Origin of the sequence: Thermus aquaticus, from assembly GCF_001280255.1 — a bacterium.
GTDB classification, from domain to species: Bacteria; Deinococcota; Deinococci; order Deinococcales; family Thermaceae; genus Thermus; species Thermus aquaticus.
In genome coordinates, this window is the sequence record NZ_LHCI01000106.1 from 607,025 (window position 1) to 625,832 (window position 18,808).

The 18,808-nt window shown below is 69.1% G+C and carries 21 protein-coding genes and 1 tRNA gene; 14 read left to right on the top strand and 8 right to left on the bottom strand.

What is annotated here, in order from left to right; all coding sequences use genetic code 11:
* Position 1 precedes the first annotated feature (1 nt).
* A complete protein-coding gene (locus tag BVI061214_RS04290) occupies positions 2-1,033 on the bottom strand; it encodes a M42 family metallopeptidase (protein WP_053767419.1) in 1,032 nt (343 codons plus the stop codon).
* 22 nt (positions 1,034-1,055) lie between these two features.
* Between BVI061214_RS04290 and mgsA the strand changes: the two genes are divergently transcribed.
* Positions 1,056-1,436 carry a methylglyoxal synthase gene (mgsA, locus tag BVI061214_RS04295; protein ID WP_156303217.1) on the top strand — a complete coding sequence of 127 codons (381 nt, stop codon included), beginning with the start codon at positions 1,056-1,058 and terminating at the stop codon, positions 1,434-1,436.
* A gap of 116 nt (positions 1,437-1,552) precedes the next feature.
* Here the strand turns inward: mgsA and BVI061214_RS04300 are convergent, their stop codons facing one another.
* Genes BVI061214_RS04300 through BVI061214_RS04315 form a run of 4 tightly spaced genes read right to left on the bottom strand, consistent with a single transcriptional unit; the run spans position 1,553 to position 5,875 of the window.
* Entirely contained in the window at positions 1,553-3,037 is a 1,485-nt protein-coding gene (locus BVI061214_RS04300) for a YifB family Mg chelatase-like AAA ATPase (protein WP_053767421.1), read from the bottom strand.
* 12 nt (positions 3,038-3,049) lie between these two features.
* On the bottom strand, positions 3,050-4,180 hold the full coding sequence (locus BVI061214_RS04305) for an MFS transporter (protein ID WP_053767422.1): 1,131 nt from the start codon (positions 4,178-4,180) through the stop codon (positions 3,050-3,052).
* Position 4,181: 1 nt separating this feature from the next.
* On the bottom strand, positions 4,182-4,994 hold the full coding sequence (locus tag BVI061214_RS04310; protein WP_053767423.1) for an EamA family transporter: 813 nt from the start codon (positions 4,992-4,994) through the stop codon (positions 4,182-4,184).
* Positions 4,991-5,875, bottom strand: coding sequence for a DMT family transporter (locus BVI061214_RS04315; protein WP_053767424.1), 885 nt, complete (start codon positions 5,873-5,875; stop codon positions 4,991-4,993). The genes BVI061214_RS04310 and BVI061214_RS04315 overlap by 4 nt, the downstream gene beginning before the upstream one ends.
* Positions 5,876-5,973: 98 nt before the next feature.
* Between BVI061214_RS04315 and BVI061214_RS04320 the strand changes: the two genes are divergently transcribed.
* The 8 genes from BVI061214_RS04320 to rplI all read left to right on the top strand — a co-directional run bounded on the left by BVI061214_RS04320 (position 5,974) and on the right by rplI (position 10,844).
* The gene (locus BVI061214_RS04320) at positions 5,974-7,101 is read left to right on the top strand and encodes an NAD(P) transhydrogenase subunit alpha (protein WP_053767425.1); all 1,128 of its coding nucleotides are present in this window, start codon (positions 5,974-5,976) and stop codon (positions 7,099-7,101) included.
* Positions 7,101-7,400 (top strand): proton-translocating transhydrogenase family protein, encoded by a 300-nt coding sequence (locus BVI061214_RS04325; protein WP_003047003.1) that lies wholly within the window; start codon positions 7,101-7,103, stop codon positions 7,398-7,400. The genes BVI061214_RS04320 and BVI061214_RS04325 overlap by 1 nt, the downstream gene beginning before the upstream one ends.
* On the top strand, positions 7,400-8,752 hold the full coding sequence (locus BVI061214_RS04330) for an NAD(P)(+) transhydrogenase (Re/Si-specific) subunit beta (protein ID WP_053768584.1): 1,353 nt from the start codon (positions 7,400-7,402) through the stop codon (positions 8,750-8,752). The genes BVI061214_RS04325 and BVI061214_RS04330 overlap by 1 nt, the downstream gene beginning before the upstream one ends.
* Before the next feature lie 86 nt (positions 8,753-8,838).
* A tRNA-Asn gene (locus BVI061214_RS04335) sits at positions 8,839-8,914 on the top strand.
* Between the two features lie 97 nt (positions 8,915-9,011).
* Positions 9,012-9,317 (top strand): 30S ribosomal protein S6, encoded by a 306-nt coding sequence (gene rpsF, locus BVI061214_RS04340; RefSeq protein WP_053767426.1) that lies wholly within the window; start codon positions 9,012-9,014, stop codon positions 9,315-9,317.
* A gap of 9 nt (positions 9,318-9,326) precedes the next feature.
* A complete protein-coding gene (locus BVI061214_RS04345; protein WP_053767427.1) occupies positions 9,327-10,121 on the top strand; it encodes a single-stranded DNA-binding protein in 795 nt (264 codons plus the stop codon).
* Entirely contained in the window at positions 10,118-10,387 is a 270-nt protein-coding gene (gene rpsR / locus BVI061214_RS04350) for a 30S ribosomal protein S18 (RefSeq protein ID WP_003047015.1), read from the top strand. The genes BVI061214_RS04345 and rpsR overlap by 4 nt, the downstream gene beginning before the upstream one ends.
* Positions 10,388-10,397: 10 nt before the next feature.
* Positions 10,398-10,844 carry a 50S ribosomal protein L9 gene (rplI, locus tag BVI061214_RS04355; RefSeq protein ID WP_053767428.1) on the top strand — a complete coding sequence of 149 codons (447 nt, stop codon included), beginning with the start codon at positions 10,398-10,400 and terminating at the stop codon, positions 10,842-10,844.
* Here rplI and BVI061214_RS04360 read toward each other — a convergent pair.
* Entirely contained in the window at positions 10,816-12,144 is a 1,329-nt protein-coding gene (locus tag BVI061214_RS04360) for an alpha-hydroxy-acid oxidizing protein (RefSeq protein WP_053767429.1), read from the bottom strand. The two genes, rplI and BVI061214_RS04360, sit on opposite strands and share 29 nt — an antisense overlap.
* 67 nt (positions 12,145-12,211) lie before the next feature.
* Here BVI061214_RS04360 and BVI061214_RS04365 point away from each other — a divergent pair, with 67 nt between their 5' ends.
* Genes BVI061214_RS04365 through BVI061214_RS04385 form a run of 5 tightly spaced genes read left to right on the top strand, consistent with a single transcriptional unit; the run spans position 12,212 to position 15,931 of the window.
* Entirely contained in the window at positions 12,212-13,039 is an 828-nt protein-coding gene (locus tag BVI061214_RS04365) for an SDR family oxidoreductase (protein WP_053767430.1), read from the top strand.
* A gap of 54 nt (positions 13,040-13,093) precedes the next feature.
* Entirely contained in the window at positions 13,094-13,753 is a 660-nt protein-coding gene (gene lipB, locus BVI061214_RS04370; protein ID WP_003047026.1) for a lipoyl(octanoyl) transferase LipB, read from the top strand.
* Positions 13,737-14,708 (top strand): lipoyl synthase, encoded by a 972-nt coding sequence (gene lipA, locus BVI061214_RS04375; RefSeq protein WP_053767431.1) that lies wholly within the window; start codon positions 13,737-13,739, stop codon positions 14,706-14,708. The genes lipB and lipA overlap by 17 nt, the downstream gene beginning before the upstream one ends.
* On the top strand, positions 14,705-15,052 hold the full coding sequence (locus BVI061214_RS04380; protein ID WP_003047031.1) for a DUF3054 family protein: 348 nt from the start codon (positions 14,705-14,707) through the stop codon (positions 15,050-15,052). The genes lipA and BVI061214_RS04380 overlap by 4 nt, the downstream gene beginning before the upstream one ends.
* A 9-nt stretch (positions 15,053-15,061) precedes the next feature.
* Positions 15,062-15,931, top strand: coding sequence for an NAD(P)-dependent oxidoreductase (locus BVI061214_RS04385; RefSeq protein WP_053767432.1), 870 nt, complete (start codon positions 15,062-15,064; stop codon positions 15,929-15,931).
* A gap of 93 nt (positions 15,932-16,024) precedes the next feature.
* Here the strand turns inward: BVI061214_RS04385 and lpdA are convergent, their stop codons facing one another.
* Entirely contained in the window at positions 16,025-17,419 is a 1,395-nt protein-coding gene (lpdA, locus tag BVI061214_RS04390; RefSeq protein ID WP_053767433.1) for a dihydrolipoyl dehydrogenase, read from the bottom strand.
* Between the two features lie 21 nt (positions 17,420-17,440).
* On the bottom strand, positions 17,441-18,802 hold the full coding sequence (locus tag BVI061214_RS04395; RefSeq protein ID WP_053767434.1) for a dihydrolipoamide acetyltransferase family protein: 1,362 nt from the start codon (positions 18,800-18,802) through the stop codon (positions 17,441-17,443).
* Positions 18,803-18,808: the final 6 nt, after the last annotated feature.

Genomic DNA, 18,808 nt, shown 5'->3' on the forward strand with positions numbered 1-18,808 from the left:
GCTACACCCCCTTCACGAAGGCGGCCAGGAGGCGCACCGCCCGCTCCACGTCCCGGAAGTCCACCATCTCCACCGGGGAGTGCATGTAGCGAAGGGGGATGGAGACGATCCCCGTGGGGATGCCCTCCCGCACCTTGGCCACCTCGTCGGCGTCGGTGCCAGAGTAGCTCCCGTGGGCGTGGAGGACGTAGGGGATGCCCTCCCTTTCCGCTGCCGCCTTTAGCCCCCGCAGGACCTCCTTGTCCACGAAGGGGCCCACGTCCAGCACCACCCCTTTGCCCAGCTCCGCCTCCCCCACCAGGCCCTTTTCCATGCCGGGGGTGGTGCTGTCGTGGTGGACGTCCACCACCAGGGCCAGGTCCGGGGCCTCCCGGAAGGCGGCGGTCCTGGCCCCGTAGGCCCCGATCTCCTCCTGGGCCGTGCCCACGGCCACCACCTCGCAGGGGGCCTGGTCCTTGAGGAGGCGCAGGGCCTCGAGGACCACAAAGGCCCCCAGGCGGTTGTCCAGGGCCTTGGAGACCAGGCGCTTCCCCAGAAGCCACTCCGGGGCCTGGTCCAGAACCCCCACCGCCCCCACCTCCAGATAGGCCAGGGCCTCCTCCCGGCTTTCCGCCCCGATGTCCGCGAAAAGCTCGGCCATCTCCACGGCCTTTTTCCTCTCCTCCTCCTTCAGGACGTGGATGGCCTTCCTGCCCACCACCCCGAGGACCGGCCCCTTCTTTCCCAGAAAGCGCAGGCGCTGGCCCACCAGCACCTGGGGGTCCCAGCCCCCTAGGGGCCTCAAGCGCAGGAAGCCCTTTTCCTCCACGTGGCTCACGATGACCCCAATCTCGTCCAGGTGGCCCATGAGGAGGACCTTGGGCCTTTGGCCGGGGTTGAGGCGGGCGTAGACGTTGCCGTGGCGGTCCCGCTCCGTCTCGGCGAAGGTGGAGGCCTTTTCCAGGAAGACCTGGGCCGCCTCCTCCTCAAAGCCGGAAGGCCCGGTGGCCAGAAGAAGCCTCTCCAAAAACGCCAGGTCCGGCGCGTAGTCCATGCTCCAAGCTTACAATGGCCCCGTGAAGTACCTGGCCCTCATCGCCCACGACGCCAAGAAGGAGGAGATGGTGGCCTTTGCCAAAAGGCACCGAGACCTCCTGGCCCGCTTCCCCCTCCTGGCCACCGGCACCACGGGGGCCCGGGTCCAGGAGGCCACGGGGCTTCCCGTGGAGAGGGTCCTCTCCGGCCCCCTGGGCGGGGACCAGCAGATCGGGGCCCGGGTGGCCGAGGGGCGGGTCCTGGCGGTCATCTTCCTGCAGGACCCCTTGAGCGCCAAGCCCCACGAGCCCGACGTTCAGGCCCTCATGCGGGTCTGCAACGTGCATGGGGTGCCCCTCGCCACCAACCTGGCGGCGGCGGAGGCCCTGATGGCCTGGCTCAGGGACCAGGCTGCTACGTAAATACCCCAAAAAGGCCCAGGTCCCTATACCCTCGCTTCCGGTTTCCCTCGGCCCACCAGTCCTCAGAAGCCTTCTACCGGGGCCCCCATGCTGGCCCAAGCCAGCATGGGGTGGTATCACAGGGTCTTGCGGTAGGCCAGGGCCTCGGCCACGTGGGCCTCCTCCACCCGCTCGGCGCCCGCCAGGTCGGCCACGGTTCGGGCCACCCTGAGGAGGCGGTCGTAGCTTCGGGCGGAGAGGAGGAGTTTTTTGGCGGCGGCCTGCAGGAGGGCCTCGGCCCCGGGGGTGAGGCGGAGGTGTTCCCTCAGGGCCCTTCCAGAAAGCTCTCCGTTGGGGCGGCCCTGGCGCTTCAGCATCCTCTCCCTGGCCCTAAGGACCCGCTCCCGCACCGCCTCGGTGCTCTCCCCCTCGGGGGCCCGGGCCAGCTCCTCCGGCGTGAGGCGGGGGACCTCCACCACCAGGTCAAAGCGGTCCAGAAGCGGCCCGGAGATCTTGCCCACATAGCGGCTCCGGGCGCCCGGGGTGCAGGTGCAGCCCCTTTCCGGGTCCCCATAAAAGCCGCAGGGGCAGGGGTTCATGGCCGCCACCAGGAGGAAGCGGGCGGGAAAGGTGAGGCTGGCCCGGGCCCGGGCGATGGTGACCACGCCGTCTTCCAGGGGCTGGCGGAGGGCCTCGAGGGCCTCCCGGGAGAACTCGGGAAACTCGTCCAGGAAGAGGACCCCCCGGTGGGCCAGGGAGACCTCCCCCGGCTTGGGGATGGCCCCGCCCCCGATGAGCCCCGCGTAGCTCACCGTGTGGTGGGGGGCCCGGAAGGGCGGGGTCTTGATGAGGCCTCTAACAGGCTTGCCGGCGGCGGAGTGGATCCGGGTCACCTCCAAGGCGGCCTCCCGGGAGAGGGGCGGCAGGAGGAAGGGGAGGCGCCGGGCCAGCATGGTCTTCCCCGATCCCGGGCTTCCCACCATGAGGAGGTGGTGGTAGCCGCTAGCGGCGATCTCCAAGGCCCTTTTGGCCTTGGCCTGCCCCTTCACGTCCCTGAGGTCCAGGGCCTCCAAGGCCTCCAGGGGGTCCTCGGGCCTGGCCTCCTCCAGGGCCTCCTCGCCCCGCAAAAAGGCCGTCACCTCCCTTAGGGTCCTGGCCCCGTAGACCCTCACCCCTTCCACCAGGGCCGCCTCCTTGGCGCTCTCCTCGGGTAAAAGGAGGGTCTTGCCCTCGGCAAGGGCGCCCAGGGCCAGGTTCACCGCTCCGGGGATGGGCCTCAGGCTGCCGTCCAGGCCCAGCTCCCCGGCCACGGCCAGGGGGGAAAGGGCCTCGAGGGGCACCACCCCCTGGGCGGCCAGGAGGCCCAGGGCGATGGGCAGGTCAAACTGGCTCCCCTCCTTCTTGAGCTCCGCCGGGGCCAGGTTCACCACCACCCGGGCCTGGGGGTAGGGGAAGCCGGCGTTCTTCAGGGCGGCCCGCACCCTTTCCCGGCTTTCCTCCACCGCCTTGTCGGGCAGGCCCACCAGGGCGTAGGAGGGAAGCCCGGGGCTCACGTCCACCTCCACGGTGACGGGAACAGCGTCCAGGCCGTAAAGGGCGTAGCTCCGCACCTGGGCCAGCATGGAGGGAGTTTATCACTTGCGGAGAAGGGGCAGGTAGAGGACCACCGCCAAAAGGAGAAGGCCGAGAAGACCCAAAAAGGCCGCCTGGTAGCCGAGGGCCGCCACCACCCCGCCCACCCCCCACTGGAGGAGGAAGGTGCCCCCGATGCCGAAGAGGTTGACCAGGGTCGTCCCCCGCCCCACCAGGTGGCCCGCCACCAGCTCCCGGGCCTGGGTGAGGGTGAGGATGTTGAAGGCCCCGAAGAAGCCCATGAGGGCGTAGGCGGGAGCCAGGACCCTTAAGAGAAGGAGGAGAAGGCCTAAGGCGAAGAGGAGGCTGGCGAAGAGGAGGACCCTGGCCGTCCCCAGCCGGTCCGCCAGGTAGCCGGAGACCAAAAAGCCAAAGACGGCCATCCCCGAGTAGAGGAAGAGGAGGTTGCCCACCTCGAGGGCCTTAAGACCCAGGTGATAGGCGTAGGCCCCGGCCCAGAGGGTCTGCAGGGCGAGGAAGCTTCCGGCGAAGGCCAGGGCCAGAAAGGCCACCCGGAGAAGCCTCCCGTTGCGGAGCACCTCCCAAAGGCCCCCCCCTTCCCCGCCCCTGGGCCAGGCCACCCCGGGCGGGGCGTTCCGCACCCCCAGGTAGATGGCCAGGGCCACCAGGGCCACCACCAGCCCCCCGAAGAGGAAGACCCCCCGCCAGCCCACCGCCTCCTTGAGGAGGGCCAGGGGCGTGGCCGCCATGAGCCCCCCCGTGGCCCCTAAGCCCACGAGGAGGGTGGACACCGTGGCGTAGCTCTTGGGGAACCAGAGGCTGAAGGCCTTCAGGGCTCCCATGAGGGCCGCCGCCATCCCCACCCCGATCAGGGCCCGGCCCAGGGCCAGCGTGCCGAAGCCCTGGGCCAGGCCGAAGACCAGGCTCCCCAACGCGGCCAACAGGAGGAGAGAGGGGGTGACCACCCGGGGGCCGAAGCGGTCCAGAAGGCCACCCAGAGGGAGCTGGGCCGCGGCGAAGGCCAGGTAGAAGAGGCTGGTCATGAGGCCCAGCTCCGCCGGCCCCAGGCCCAGCTCCTGGGAGAGGTCCTTGGCGAGGACGGCGTTGGCGGAGCGGTAGAAGTAGGAGAGAAAGTAGCCCAGGGTAAAGAGGACAAAGACGCGGACGGCCATATCACCTCCGGTTCAGGGCCACGCCCAGGAGAATCATAAGCCCGCCCAGAAGGGCCTCCGGCCTTAAGGGCTCCCCCGCCAAAGGCCAGGCGAAGAGGGCCCCGCTCAGGGGCTCCAGCATGGCCACCAGGGTGGCGGTGCGGGCGGGCACGGTGCGCACCCCCTGAAGGAAGAGGCCGAAGGGGACCACCGTGCCCAGGGTGACCAAGTAGAGGATGCCCCCCCACTGCCCGGGGGTGAGGGTCAGGGACCGGTCCAGGTGAAGGAGGAGGAAGGGCAGGGCCAGGAGGCTTCCCACCCCCGTGGCCACCCCCAGGGCCACCAGGGGCGGGGTCTTGAGGCCGTGGGAGAAGGCGGCGTAGAGGGCGAAGGAGAGGGCGGAGAGGAGGCCGTAGGCCACGCCCACGGGGCTTCCTTGGAGCCCTTGCCGGCCCACCACCAGCACATAGGCCCCCCAGAGGGCCAGGGCCACGCCCGCTAGGGCCCTTGCGGGAAGCCTTTCCATCCTCAGGAGGGCGTAGAGGGTGAGGAGGGCCGGGGCCAGGTACTGGAGGAAGATGCCGGTGGCCACGGTGGTGGTGTGGATGGCCAGGTAGTAGAAGGCCTGGGCTCCGGAAAGGGCGAGGCCCACCCGGATGAGGCGGGGCCGTTCCTCTTGGGAAGGGGGATGGCGGAGGAGGAGGGGCAGGAGGAGGAGAAAGCTCAAGAGGAAGCGCCAGGGGATGAGGACCTCGGGGGGGATCTCCCGCATGAACCGCCCCGCCAGGGCCCCCCCGAGGCCCCAAAGCAGGGCGGCCAGGGCCACGAAGATCACCGCCGTCCTCCCAGGACCGCCAAGGCCACCCCCAGAAGGAGGACCAGGGCCCCCAGGATGACCTGAAGCCCGGGGACCTCGCCAAAGAGGAGGAAGGCCAGGAGGCTGGCCCCCACCGGTTCAAAGAGGATGGCCAGGGTCACCAGGACCGGGGAGATGTGGCGGGTGGCCCAGTTGAAGCTGGTGTGGCCCACGAGCTGGGGCAGAAGGGCCATGAGGAGGATGTAGAGGTAGACCGCCCCCGGGTACCCCCCGTACCCTCCCCCGAAGAGGTAGGGGAGAGGAAAGAGGATCAGGAAGGCGGTGGTGTAGGCCACCCTCACGTATTCCAGAAGGGAAAGCCCCCGCCTCTGGGCCTCCCGCCCCAGGAGGAAGTAAAAGGAGGCGGCTAGCGCCCCGAGGAGGGCCAGGAGGTCCCCCAAAAGGGGGTTCGCGCCCCCACCCTGGGCGTCTCCCAGGCCGATCAGAAGCCCGCCCACCAGGGCCACCCCCACCCCCAGGAGGGTGAGGCCGGAGGGCCTTTCCCCGAAAAGGAGCCAGCCCAGAAGGGTGACCCAGACGGGGTTGGTGGTGACCAGGGCGGTGCTGGCGGCCACCGAGGTGTAGGAGAGGGAGGTGATCCAGAAGGCGAAGTGCAGGGCCAAGGCCGCCCCCGCCGCCAGGGCGAAGGGGATACCCCCCCTGGCCCGGATGGGGTTCTTGAAGCCGGGCAGGAGGAGAAGGGCGGCGAAGCCCATCCGCCCCGCGCTCATCACCAGGCTAAAGGCCAGGCTTCTGTCCCCTGAGGCGGCGAGGGCCAGCCGCACCAGGATGCTCCCGAAGCTGATGGCCAGGATGCCAAGGAGGAGGACCCCCGCCACCTGGAGCCCGGGGGGCCGCATGGGCGCATTTTTCCATACGCCTCCCGCTCTGACCAGGGGGTCAGGCCCGGGGCAAACGCCCTGGAACCCGCTGGTATACTGGCGCGGAAGGAGGTCCTATGGTGACCATCGCGGTTCCCAAAGAGAGGGCCCCAGGGGAGAGAAGGGTGGCCCTGGTGCCCGAGGTGGTGGCCCGCCTGGTGAAGGGAGGGGCCAGGGTCAGGGTGGAGCGAGGGGCCGGGGAGGGCGCCTACTACCCCGACCCCCTATACCAGGAGGCGGGGGCGGAGGTGGTGGAGCGAGGAGGGCTCCTGAAAGGGGCCAACCTCCTCTTCACCGTGCAGCCGCCCAGCGAGGACCTGATCCAGGCCCTGGAGCCCGGATGCCTGGTGGTGGGCTTCGTCCAGGCCCACAAGAACCTGGACCTGGTGAAGGCCTTGGCCGCAAAAAAGGCCACGGTCCTGGCCATGGAGCTCATCCCCCGCATCACCCGGGCCCAGGGCATGGACGCCCTCTCCAGCCAGGCCACGGTGGCGGGGTACCTGGCCGCCATCCACGCCGCAAGGCTCTCCCCCCGCTTCTTTCCCATGCTGACCACCGCCGCCGGCACCATCCGCCCCGCCAAGGTGATGGTCATGGGGGTGGGCGTGGCGGGGCTCATGGCCATCGCCACTGCCAAGCGCCTGGGGGCCCAGGTCTTCGCCTACGATGTGCGGAGGGCGGCCTTGGAGCAGGCCCTCTCCCTGGGGGCCAAGCCCATTGAGCTCCCCATCAGCGCCGAGGGGGAGGGCGGGTACGCCCGGGAGCTCACCGAGGAGGAGAAGCGCATCCAGCACGAGGCCCTGCGGGAGCACGTGGCCGGCATGGACGCCATCATCACCACGGCCCAGGTGCCCGGCCGCCGCGCCCCCATCCTCCTCACCGAGGACATGATGGACCGCCTCAAGCCCGGCACCGTGGTGGTGGATCTGGCGGCTGAGTCCGGGGGGAACTGCGTCCTCACCCAGCCGGGAGAGGTGGTGGAGGTGAAGGGGGTACGGATCTACGGCCCCTTGAACCTTCCCAGCGAACTCGCCGTCCACGCCTCGGAGATGTACGCCAAGAACCTCCTGAACTTGTCCACCCTGCTCATAGAGAAGGGGGAGTTCGTCCCCAAGTGGGAGGACGAGATCGTCCAAGGGGCCCTTCTCATGAAGGAGGGCGAGATCCTGCACGGGCCCACCAAGGCCCTTCTGGGAGGTGCGTGATGGAGTTTGGCTTCTGGTCTGCCCTCTACATCTTCGTGCTCACCGCCTTTTTGGGCTACGAGCTCATCACCCGGGTGCCGGTGATCCTCCACACCCCCCTGATGTCGGGCTCCAACTTCATCCACGGGGTGGTGGTGGTGGGGGCCATGGTGGTTCTGGGCCACGCGGAAACCGGCCTGGAGAAGCTGATCGGCTTTTTGGGCGTGATCCTGGGGGCTGCCAACGCCGCCGGGGGGTACGCGGTCACGGTGCGCATGCTGGAGATGTTTGAGAAGAAGCCCAAAGGGGGTGGTCAGTGATGGACCTCATCCAAGCGGCCTACTTCGTGGTGGCCATCCTCTTCATCGTGGGCCTCAAGCGCATGGCCCATCCCACCACGGCCAAAAGCGGCATCGTCTGGGCGGGCTGGGGTATGGTCCTGGCGGTGCTGGCCACCTTCTTCTGGCCGGGGATGGGGAACTTCGCCCTCATGCTCCTGGCCCTCCTTGTGGGGTCGGTAGTGGCCTGGTGGGCGGCGGTCAAGGTGGCCATGACCGACATGCCCCAGATGGTGGCCATTTACAACGGCATGGGCGGCGGCGCCGCCGCCACCATCGCCGCCGTGGAGCTCCTCAAGGGGGCCTTTGAGAGCCAGGGGCTGATGGCCCTGGCCATATTGGGCGGGCTCATCGGCAGCGTGGCCTTCACCGGGAGCCTCATCGCCTTCGCCAAGCTCCAGGGCCTCATGCGGAGCCGGCCCATCCTCTTCCCGGGGCAGAAGGTGCTGAATGCCCTAGTCCTCGCGGTCACGGTGCTTCTCGGCCTCTCCCTCCTCTTCAACGACGCCACCTCGAGCATCGTCCTCTTCTTCCTGTTGGCCCTTCTTTTCGGCGTGCTCATGACCCTGCCCATCGGCGGCGGGGACATGCCCGTGGCCATCTCCTTCTACAACGCCTTCACCGGCATGGCCGTGGGCTTTGAGGGCTTCGCCGTGGGCAACCCGGCCCTTATGGTGGCGGGCACCCTGGTGGGGGCGGCGGGCACCCTGCTCACCGTGCTCATGGCCAGGGCCATGAACCGCTCGGTCTGGAGCGTGCTGGTGGGTGGGTTCGGCGTGGAGCAGGAGGCGGGCGAGGTCAAGGGGAGCCTCAAGCCCATTGACGTGGAGGACGCCGCCGTCATGCTGGCCTATGCCAGCAAGGTGGTCTTCGTCCCCGGCTACGGCATGGCCCTCTCCCAGGCCCAGCACAAGGTGAAGGAGCTCGCCGACCTCCTCGAGGCCCGCGGGGTGGACGTGAAGTTCGCCATCCACCCGGTAGCGGGGCGGATGCCGGGGCACATGAACGTGCTCCTGGCCGAGGCCGGGGTGGACTACGACAAGCTCAAGGACCTGGAGGAGATCAACCCCGAGTTCCCCACCGTGGACGTGGCCGTGGTCATCGGGGCCAACGACGTGGTGAACCCGGCCGCCCGCCGCCCCGGGAGCCCCCTCTACGGCATGCCCATCCTGGACGTGGACAAGGCCAAGAACGTGATCGTCGTTAAGCGGGGACAAGGCAAAGGCTTCGCCGGGGTGGAGAACGAGCTCTTCTACGCCGACAACACCCGGATGCTCTACGGGGACGCCCAGAAGGTCCTCACCGAGCTCATCCAGGCTCTGAAGAAGCTCTAAACGCCCTTCCCTCCCGAAGCCCTGGGCTCGGCCCGGGGCTTCTTGACCTTTGGCCTGGCCCTTGCTATAGTGCCTAGTGCGGTCGGTCCGCGGTAGCTCAGCTGGTAGAGCGGCCGGCTGTTAACCGGTTGGTCGCAGGTTCGAGTCCTGCCCGCGGAGCCAGATGGGGGCCTAAGGGCCCCCTGGGTCTTTTATTGGGGGGCGAAAAAGGGTATAATCCTCCTTCGCGCGGCCTGCCGGGCCCGGAAGGGAGGTGAAGATGCGCAAGTACGAGGTCAACGTCATCCTGAACCCCAACCTGGACCAGACCCAGCTCGCCCTGGAGAAGGAGATCATCGGCAAGGCCCTCGAGGCCCACGGGGCCAGGGTGGAGAAGGTGGAGGAGTGGGGGACGCGCCGCCTGGCTTACCCCATCGCCAAGGACCCCCAGGGGTATTTCCTCTTCTACCAGGTGGAGATGCCCGAGGACCGGGTCAACGCCCTGGCCCGGGAGCTCCGCATCCGCGACAACGTGCGCCGGGTGATGGTGGTGAAGAAGGCGGAGCCCCTCCTCGCCAAAGGGTAAACTGTTCCCATGGCGCGAGGCCTGAACCAAGTATTCCTCATCGGCACCCTGACCGCCCGCCCCGACATGCGCTACACCCCGGGAGGCCTGGCCATCTTGGACCTGAACCTGGCGGGACAGGATGCCTTCACGGACGAGTCCGGCCAAGAGAGGGAAGTCCCCTGGTACCACCGGGTTAGGCTTCTGGGCCGCCAGGCGGAGATGTGGGGGGACCTTCTGGAAAAGGGCCAGCTCATCTTCGTGGAAGGGCGCCTGGAGTACCGCCAGTGGGAGAAGGACGGGGAGAAGAAGAGCGAAGTGCAGGTGCGGGCCGAGTTCATTGACCCCCTGGAGGGGAGGGGCCGGGAGACCCTGGAGGACGCCCGGGGCCAGCCCAGGCTTCGCCGGGCCCTGAACCAGGTGATCCTCATGGGCAACCTCACCCGGGACCCCGACCTCCGCTACACCCCTCAGGGGACGGCGGTGGTGCGCCTGGGCCTGGCGGTCAACGAGCGCCGCCGGGGCCAGGAAGAGGAGAGGACCCACTTCCTCGAGGTTCAGGCCTGGCGCGAGCTGGCGGAGTGGGCTTCGGAGCTTAGGAAGGGCGACGGGCTTTTGGTCATCGGCCGTTTGGTGAACGACTCCTGGACGAGCTCCAGCGGAGAGAGGCGCTTCCAGACCCGTGTGGAAGCCCTCAGGCTGGAGCGCCCCACCCGTGGGCCTGCCCAAGCCGGCGGAAGCAGGCCCCCCACGGTCCAGACGGGCGGGGTGGACATAGACGAAGGGCTGGAAGACTTCCCGCCGGAGGAGGATTTGCCGTTTTGAACGCTAAGAACGCGAAACCCAAGAAGGAGGCGCAGGCGCGCCGTCCCTCCAGGAAGGCCAAGGTCAAGGCCACTCTGGGGGAGTTTGACCTGAGGGACTACCGGAACGTGGAGGTGTTGAGGCGGTTCCTGTCGGAGACGGGGAAGATCCTTCCCCGCCGCCGCACGGGGCTTTCCGCCAAGGAGCAGCGGATCCTGGCCAAGACCATCAAGCGGGCCAGGATTCTGGGGCTTCTTCCCTTCACGGAGAAGCTGGTGCGGAAATAGGGGGTGAACGGTGAAGGTCATCCTGCTGGAACCCCTGGAGAACCTGGGCGACGTGGGCCAGGTGGTCAACGTGAAGCCGGGCTACGCCAGGAACTACCTCCTGCCTCGAGGCCTGGCGGTTTTGGCCACGGAGAGCAACCTGAAGGCCCTGGAGGCCAAGATCCGCGCCCAGGCCAAGCGCCTGGCGGAGAGGAAGGCCGAGGCGGAGAGGCTCAAGGAGATCCTGGAAAACCTCACCCTCACCATCCCGGTGCGGGCCGGGGAGAACAAGATCTACGGCTCCGTCACCGCCAAGGACATCGCCGAGGCCCTTTCCCGCCAGCACGGCATCACCATTGACCCTAAGCGCCTAGGCCTGGAGAAGCCCATCAAGGAGCTGGGGGAGTACGTCCTCACCTACAAACCCCACCCCGAGGTGCCCATCCGGCTCAAGGTGAACGTAGTGGCCCAGGAGTAGGTGCGGACCCCTTAGGCCCCCCGCCCTCCTGGGGCGGGGGGTTTTCCCTGACGAGGAGATGGGGGCCGAGCTCCGCCAGGCTTCTTACCCCCGAGAGGGCGAGGGTGAGCTCCAGCTCGGCCAGAACGTGGGCGAGGACCGCCCTGACCCCTTCCTCGCCCCCGAGGGCCAGGCCGTAGGCGTAGGGCCTTCCTAGGCCCACCGCCCTGGCCCCCAGGGCCAGGGCCTTGACCGCGTCCGCCCCGGTGCGGACGCCGCTGTCCATGAGCACGGGGACCTTGTCCCCCACCGCCCGGGCGATGGCAGGGAGGGCCTCGAGGGCGGCCAGGCTCCCGTCCACCTGCCTTCCCCCGTGGTTGGAGACGTAGACCCCGTCCGCCCCCAGGTCCACCGCCCTCACGGCGTCTTCTGGGTGGAGGAGGCCCTTGAGGAGGAGGGGCAGGCGGGTGGCCTCCCGGACCCTCTCCACGTCCTCCCAGGAGAGCTCGGGGAAGGAGTAGGTGGCCACAAAGCGGCGCACCGCCTTCTGCATCCGGGAAAGGTCCAGCCCATAGCGCTTCCCCGTTTGCCTGAGGGCGAGGAGGTTCTTGAGGAGGGCCAGGGTGGGCTTGGGGCGGAAAGGGGGGCCCTCCAGGGGCTCGTCCAGGGCCCCTAAAAAGGCGGGGTCGGTGAGGTACTGGGCGATGCCCTGCCCCTTGAGGAAGGGGAGGTGGGCCAGGTCCAGGTCCCGGGGACGCCAGCCCAGCTGGACCGTGTCCACGGTGAGGACCACCCCGGCGCACCCCACCTCCTCCGCCCGGCGCAGGAAGCTTTGCACCACTCGCCGGTCGGTGGAGTGGTAGAGCTGGAAGAAGACCACCGCCTCGGGGTTGGCCTCCCGGGCCGCCGCCACCACCCGCTCCAAGGGGTAGGAGCTCTGGTTGGAAACCATGAAGGGCACCCCCGTGCGGGCCGCCGCCCGGGCTGCGGCCAGGTCGGCCTCGGGGTGGGCGAGCTCCAGGACCCCGATGGGGCAGAGGAAGAGGGGGGCGGCCCACCGGCGCCCCCAAAGCTCCACCTCGAGGCCGGGGGGCTTGGCCCCCCGGAGCATCCGGGGGAGGAGGCGGTAGCGGTCAAAGGCCTGGCGGTTCGCGGCCATGGTCCTTTCCAGCCCCGCCCCCCCCGCCACGTAGGCGAAGGCCTCGGGGGACATCCGCTTGCTCGCCGCCTTCTCCAGGGCCTCGGGGTGGACGGGAACCGGGGGCTTCCGCCCCAAGAGGCCCTCCAGGTAGATCCGCTGCTGCACGCTTCTTCCCAGCATCCCGCGCCTCCTTGACGCCTTTGCCCGGATTCTACCCCGGGGGGTCCGGGCTGTAAACTGGGTGCAAATGGCGAGGTCCGTCCTCATTACCGGGGCCGGGAGCGGGATCGGCCTGGCCACGGCGGGGCTCCTGGCCGCCCGCGGCTTCCGCGTCTACGGCGGGGTGCGTCGGCCGGAGGACGCCGGGGCCCTGGAGGCCTTGGGGGTGAAGCCCCTCTTCCTGGACGTGACCCGGGAGGAGGACCTCCTCCGGGCCAGGGAGTACCTAGAGGGGGAAGGCCTTTACGGCCTGGTGGCGAACGCCGGTATTGCCGTGGCGGGGCCCTTGGAACTCGTGCCGGTTTCGGCCTTCCGGGAGGCCTTGGAGGTGAACGTCCTCGGGACCTTCGCCACGGTGAAGGCCTTCCTCCCCCTCCTTAGGGCCTCCCGGGGCCGGGCGGTCCTCATGGGCTCGGTCTCCGGCCTCGTGGCCCTGCCCCTCATGGGCCCCTACGCGGCGAGCAAGTTCGCCCTCGAGGCCCTGGCGGACGCCCTCCGGGTGGAGCTCCTCCCCTTCGGGGTCAAGGTGGCCCTGATAGAGCCCGGCTCGGTGGCCACGCCCATCTGGGAGCGCTCCTTGAGGCGGGCCGAGGGGTATTTGGAGCCCCCGCCCCCCGGGACCGAGGGGGTCTACGGCCGCTACCTGGAGGTGGCCCGGAGGCTTGCCGAGGGGAACGCCAGGCGGGGGCTCCCCCCGGAGCGGGTGGCGGAGGCGGTCTACCGGGCCCTCACCGAGCCTAGGCCCAAGGCCCGCTACCTGGTGGCCCACCCCGCCCGGGCCCGGGAGACCCGGCTCCTCCGGCTCCTGCCCGCCCCCCTCCGGGACCGGCTCGTGGCCCGCTTCCTCGGGGCCTAGGGCCTTTGTGCCTGCCCTTTGGACAGGGGAGGCCCGGAGGCGTATCCTTAGGGCGTGGAGTTCCTGGTGGAGGACCTGGGCCTCGTACCCTACGAGGAGGCCTGGGCGTACCAGAAGGCGGTGCACCGGGAGGTGGTGGCGGGAAGCCGCCCCCCCACCCTCCTCCTCCTGGAGCACCCCCGGGTCATCACCCTGGGGCGGAAGGCCACCGGGGAAAACCTCCTCTTCCCCGAGAGCTGGTATCGGGAAAACGGTTTTGAGCTTTACTGGGTGGAGCGGGGCGGGGACGTCACCTACCACGGGCCGGGGCAGCTCGTGGGCTACCCCATCTTCCCCGTGGACCGGGAGGTGCGCCGCTTCCTCCGGCAGATAGAGGAGGTCATCGTGAGGGTGGCGGCGGACTACGGCCTCGAGGCCTACCCCACCCCGGGCTACGCCGGGGTCTGGGTGGGGGAGGACAAGCTCTGCGCCATCGGGGTGGCGGTGAAGGAGGGGGTGAGCTTCCACGGCTTCGCCCTCAACGTGTCCACGGACCTGAACGACTTCTCCGTCATCATCCCCTGCGGCCTGAAGGGCAAGGGGGTCACCTCCCTGGAGAGGCTCCTCGGGAGGAAGGTGCCCATGGCGGAGGTGAAGGCCCGGGTGGTGGAGGCCTTCGCCCAAGTCTTCGGCATGAAGCCCCGCCTTTGGAGGAAGGATGAAGCCCAAGTTTGAGACCTTAGAGCTCCTTTCGCCCACGGGGGAGGTCATCCCCCTCAAGGTGGTGAAGCGCGGCCTGGCCCAGGCCCGGCCCGAGCCCGTGGACCGCCACAAGCCCGCCTGGCTCAGGGCCACCCTCCCCACCGGGCCCAAGTACCAGGCCCTGAAGGCCATGGTGCGGGACCTCAAGCTCCACACCGTCTGCCAGGAGGCCCTCTGCCCCAATGTGGGCGAGTGCTGGACCCACGGCACCCTGACGGTCATGATCCTGGGAAGCGTCTGCACCCGGGCCTGCAAGTTCTGCGCCGTGGACACGGGGAACCCCAGGGGCTGGGTGGACCCGGAGGAGCCCAAGAGGGTGGCCGAGGCCATCGCCCGCATGGGGGTGCGCTACGTGGTCCTCACCAGCGTGGACCGGGACGACCTCCCCGACGGCGGCGCCTCCCACTTCGCCGCCACCATCCGGGCCATCAAGGAGCGGGCCCCCGGGGTCCTGGTGGAGGCCCTCACCCCCGACTTCCAGGGGGACCTAAAGGCGGTGGAGACAGTCCTGGCGGCGAACCCCGAGGTGTACGCCCAGAACCTGGAGACCGTGCGCCGCCTCACCCCCAGGGTGCGGGACCCCCGGGCGGGCTACGAACAGACCCTGAAGGTCCTGGCCCACGCCAAGCGGGTGAGGCCCGAGATCCTCACCAAGTCCAGCCTCATGCTGGGCCTAGGGGAGGAGGAAGAGGAGATCCGGGAGGCCATGGCGGACCTCCGGGCCGCCGGGGTGGACATCCTGACTCTGGGCCAGTACCTGCGCCCCACCCCCGCCCACCTGCCCGTGGCCCGCTACGTGCCCCCAGAGGACTTCCAGAAGTACGCCGCCTGGGGCTACGAGATGGGCTTTAAGGAGGTCTTCGCCGGGCCTCTGGTGCGGAGCTCCTACCGGGCGGACCGGGTGTTTTTGGAGGCTTTGGGCCGATGAGGCTCTTCTTCCTGGACCTGCTGGCCCTGTTCCTCTTCGCCCTGGTGGGGCTCCTTGCCCACGGGCGGCCGGTGGACCTGGGGGGCCTTGCCAGAAACCTGCTTCCCGTCCTCTTGGTCTGGCTCCTCCTAAGCCCCTTCCTCAGCACCTACCGGAGGCCCAGCTGGAGGAACCTCCTCCTCACCTGGTTCCTGGCCTTCCCGGCGGGGCTTTGGCTCAGGGAGATGGTCCTTGGGGGGAGCTTTGGCCCGGGCTTTTTCGTCTTCCTCGCCGTGGCCATGGCCTTCAGCCTCCTCTTCCTCTTCCTGCTCCGGGGTCTCGCCAAGCTCCTCCGCATCTGGTAAAAAGGGCGTATGGACAAGGTGGCCTTCATCGGTCTTGGGGCCATGGGCTACCCCATGGCGGCCCACCTGGCCCGGCGCTTCCCCACCCTGGTCTGGAACCGCACCTTCCAAAAGGCCCTGAAGCACCAGGAGGCGTTCGGCTCCAGGGCGGTTCCCCTCGAGGAGGTGGCCGAGGCCGGGGTCATCTTCACCTGCCTGCCCACCACCAAGGAGGTAGCCCAGGTGGCGGAGAGGCTTTTACCCCACCTCCGGCCCGGGACCCACTGGGTGGACGCCACCAGCGGCGACCCCGAGGAGAGCCGGAGGCTCGCCGAGTGCCTTCGGGAAAAGGGCGTGGTCTATCTGGACGCCCCCGTCTCCGGGGGCACGGCGGGGGCGGAGAAGGGGACCCTCACCGTGATGCTGGGCGGGCCGGAGGAGGCCGTGGAGCGGGTGAGGCCCTACCTGGCCTACGCCAAGAAGGTGGTCCACGTGGGGCCGGTAGGGGCGGGGCACGCGGTGAAGGCCATCAACAACGCCCTTTTGGCGGTGAACCTGTGGGCGGCGGGGGAGGGCCTCGTGGCCCTGGTGGCCCAGGGGGTTTCCGCAAAGAAGGCCCTGGAGGTCATCAACGCCTCCTCGGGCCGCTCCAATGCCACCGAGAACCTGATTCCCGAGAGGGTCCTCACCCGGGCCTTCCCCAAGACCTTCGCCCTGGGCCTCCTGGTCAAGGACCTGGGGATCGCCATGAGGGTTCTGGAAGGGGAGAAGGCCCCAAGCCCCCTCCTCCGCCTCACCCGGGAGGTCTACGAGATGGCCAAGCGGGAGCTGGGGCCTGAGGCCGACCACGTGGAGGCCCTGAAGCTTCTGGAGCGCTGGGCGAACGCGGAGATCCGCTAAGTACCCCGCCGTGGCTCTTGCCACGGCCGGGGCCCCGGAAGGTGCGCCTGCACCCCAAGGGGCTCCCGCGCTCCCAAGTTTATGTGCGGGCCCTTAGCGGTTCAGGATGTGGATAGCCCGCTTGTGGAAGGCTTCCGCCGCCTCCATGAGCCCCTCGGAAAGGGTGGGGTGGGCGTGAACGGTGAGGGCCAGGTCGGTGAGGGTGGCCCCCATCTCCAGGGCTAAGGTGGCCTCGGCGATGAGCTCCCCCGCCTGGGGCCCCACGATGAAGACCCCGAGGAGCAGGTCCGTCTCCTCGTCCCCCACCGCCTTGACCAGGCCCTCCGGGGCTCCCAGGGTGAAGGCCCGCCCCGAGGCGGACAGGGGGAACTTACCCACCCGCACCCTGTACCCGGCCTTCTTGGCTTCCTCCTCGGTGAGGCCCACCCCCGCCCACTCGGGGGCGGTGTAGACCACGGCGGGGACCTGGTAGTCAAAAAGGGCGTCCTTCCCGGCGGCGTTTTCGGCGGCCACCAGGCCTTCCTTCATGGCCTTGTGGGCCAGGAGGGGCGGCCTGGCCACGTCCCCGATGGCGTAGACCCCTTTCTGGTTGGTTTCCATGCGGGCGTTCACCCGTACGAAGCCCCTCTCGTCCAGGGCGATGCCCGCCTTCTCCAGGCCCAAGCCCTGGGTGCGGGGCCTCCGGCCCACGGCCACCAGGACCTTGTCCACCACCAGGGTCTCCTCCTTTCCCCCTTCTGCGGGGGCGAGGAGGACGTGGAGGCCGTCCTTCTTCTTCTCGTAGCCCAGGGCCTTGGTGCCGGTGAGGACCCGGATGCCCTCCTTCTCCAGGGCCCGGCGAAGGAGGCCCGCGGTCTCCCGGTCCCCTTGGGGCAGGATCTCCGGCATGTACTCAATGAGGGTGACCTCCGCGCCTAGGCGGCGGTAGATCTGGCCGAACTCCAGCCCCCCCGCCCCCCCGCCGATTACCAGGAGGCGCCTGGGAACCCCTTCCTCCACCCTAAGGGCACGGGTGGAGTCCCAGACGTCTTCCCCGAAGGGAAAGCCCTCGAGGGGCATGGGCTCGCTCCCCGTGGCCAGGATGAGGCTTTGGGCCCGGTAGCGGCCCCCACCCACCTCTATCTCCTTGGGGCCGAGGAGCCGGGCGAAGCCCTGGACCAGGTCCACCTTGTTGCCCTTAAGCAGGGTGGCCACGCCTCCCGTGAGCTTCTTCACCACGCCGTCGCGCCAGGCGGCGAGCTTTTGGTGGTCCAGGGCGGCCTCCGCCTTCAGGCCGAAGGCCTCCCCGGCCTTCAGGGCGTGGAGGGTCTCGGCGGCGTGCAGGAGGGCCTTGGTGGGGATGCACCCCACGTTGAGGCAGACCCCGCCCACCTTTTCCGCCTCCACCGCCAGAACCCTCAGGCCCAGCTGGGCCCCCCGGATGGCGGCGTGGTACCCCCCGGGCCCGGTGCCGATGACGATGAGGTCGTAATGGCTTTCGTGGTTCATGATGTCCTCCGTTGGCCCTTCTCACATCTCCAGCATCAGGGTCTCGGGCTTTTCCAGGAGCCGGATGACCTCCCGGGTGAACATGGCGGCCTCGGCCCCGTCAACGAGACGGTGGTCAAAGGAGAGGGAGAGGAACATGATGTCCCGGGCCTGGATGGAGCCGTCGGGCATGACCCAGGGGCGCTTCCTTATGGAGTGCACGCCCAAAATGGCCGCCTCGGGGACGTTGATGATGGGGAAGCTCAGGGTGGCCCCTACGGAGCCGATGTTGGTGATGGTGAAGGTGGAACCGGAAACCTCTTCCGGAGCCAGGCGGCCCTCCCTGGCCTTTTGCGAGAGAAGGGCGATCTCCTGGGCCAGCTCCAGGAGGCTCTTGCGGTCGGCGTCCCGGACCACGGGGACGATGAGGCCCCTTTCCGTGGCCACGGCGATGCCGATGTGGTAGTAGCGCTTGTAGACCACCTCCCCCCTTTCCTCGTCCAAGCTGGTGTTGAGCATGGGGTACTTCTTCAGGGCCCGCACCACCGCCTTGACGATGAAGGGCAGGTAGGTGAGCTTGACCCCCTGGGCCTCGGCCTCGCCCTTTAGCCTCTCCCTGAGGGCCACCAGCTCGGTGAGGTCGGCCTCGTCCACGTTGAGGGTGCGGACGGTGTAGAGGTGGCTCTGCCAGAGGCCCTGGGCGATGGTGCGGCGAATGCCCCGTAGGGGGACGCGCTCCTCCAGGTGCTCGTACCCTTTGGGGGAGGCGTACCTGGGGGGAGGCGGGAAACCCACCGGGGGGGCCTCCTGGGGGGGCGGAGAGGCCGGCGCCGGGGCGGGAGAGGGCGGGGCCTTCAGCTTTTCGGCGTAGGCCCGGACATCCTCCACCCGCACCCGGCCCAGGGGCCCCGAGCCCGGGACCGCCTCAATGGGGATGCCCAGCTCCCGGGCCAGCTTCCTGGCGGCGGGGACGGCCAGGACCCTTCCCCGCTCTTCCTTGGGCCTTTCGGCCAGGAAGGGGTTTTTCACCGCCACCTCCGTGGGGTCGGGCCGGAAGAGGGAGAGGTCCTCCCTATCCTCCTTGGGGGGAAGGCCCGGCTCCACGATGGAGCGCTCCTCCACCGCCTGGACCGGGGGGGCTTCCTTTACCCCCTCCACGGCCTCCCCCGGCTCGGCGATGAGGGCGATGGGAGCATGGACCTTGACCACCTCCCCTTCCTTGGCCAGCTTCTTCAGGAGGACGCCTTCGTAGGGGGAGGGGAGCTCCACGGTGACCTTGTCGGTCATGACCTCCACGAAGGGCTGGTCCTTCTTCAGGTAGTCGCCTTCCTCCACCAGCCACTTCAGGATCTCGCCTTCCACCACGCTTTCGGCGAGCTCGGGCATGAGGATTTCCTTAGGCATAAACTC

Excerpts from the sequence above, each read along its gene's own strand:
- BVI061214_RS04290 (WP_053767419.1), bottom strand. The coding sequence starts at position 1,033 with ATGGACTACGCGCCGGACCTGGCGTTTTTGGAGAGGCTTCTTCTGGCC.
- BVI061214_RS04300 (WP_053767421.1), bottom strand. The coding sequence starts at position 3,037 with ATGCTGGCCCAGGTGCGGAGCTACGCCCTTTACGGCCTGGACGCTGTT.
- BVI061214_RS04305 (WP_053767422.1), bottom strand. The coding sequence starts at position 4,180 with ATGGCCGTCCGCGTCTTTGTCCTCTTTACCCTGGGCTACTTTCTCTCC.
- BVI061214_RS04315 (WP_053767424.1), bottom strand. The coding sequence starts at position 5,875 with ATGCGGCCCCCCGGGCTCCAGGTGGCGGGGGTCCTCCTCCTTGGCATC.
- BVI061214_RS04320 (WP_053767425.1), top strand. The coding sequence starts at position 5,974 with ATGGTGACCATCGCGGTTCCCAAAGAGAGGGCCCCAGGGGAGAGAAGG.
- BVI061214_RS04325 (WP_003047003.1), top strand. The coding sequence starts at position 7,101 with ATGGAGTTTGGCTTCTGGTCTGCCCTCTACATCTTCGTGCTCACCGCC.
- BVI061214_RS04330 (WP_053768584.1), top strand. The coding sequence starts at position 7,400 with ATGGACCTCATCCAAGCGGCCTACTTCGTGGTGGCCATCCTCTTCATC.
- rpsF (WP_053767426.1), top strand. The coding sequence starts at position 9,012 with ATGCGCAAGTACGAGGTCAACGTCATCCTGAACCCCAACCTGGACCAG.
- BVI061214_RS04345 (WP_053767427.1), top strand. The coding sequence starts at position 9,327 with ATGGCGCGAGGCCTGAACCAAGTATTCCTCATCGGCACCCTGACCGCC.
- BVI061214_RS04360 (WP_053767429.1), bottom strand. The coding sequence starts at position 12,144 with ATGCTGGGAAGAAGCGTGCAGCAGCGGATCTACCTGGAGGGCCTCTTG.
- BVI061214_RS04365 (WP_053767430.1), top strand. The coding sequence starts at position 12,212 with ATGGCGAGGTCCGTCCTCATTACCGGGGCCGGGAGCGGGATCGGCCTG.
- lipA (WP_053767431.1), top strand. The coding sequence starts at position 13,737 with ATGAAGCCCAAGTTTGAGACCTTAGAGCTCCTTTCGCCCACGGGGGAG.
- BVI061214_RS04380 (WP_003047031.1), top strand. The coding sequence starts at position 14,705 with ATGAGGCTCTTCTTCCTGGACCTGCTGGCCCTGTTCCTCTTCGCCCTG.
- BVI061214_RS04385 (WP_053767432.1), top strand. The coding sequence starts at position 15,062 with ATGGACAAGGTGGCCTTCATCGGTCTTGGGGCCATGGGCTACCCCATG.
- lpdA (WP_053767433.1), bottom strand. The coding sequence starts at position 17,419 with ATGAACCACGAAAGCCATTACGACCTCATCGTCATCGGCACCGGGCCC.
- BVI061214_RS04395 (WP_053767434.1), bottom strand. The coding sequence starts at position 18,802 with ATGCCTAAGGAAATCCTCATGCCCGAGCTCGCCGAAAGCGTGGTGGAA.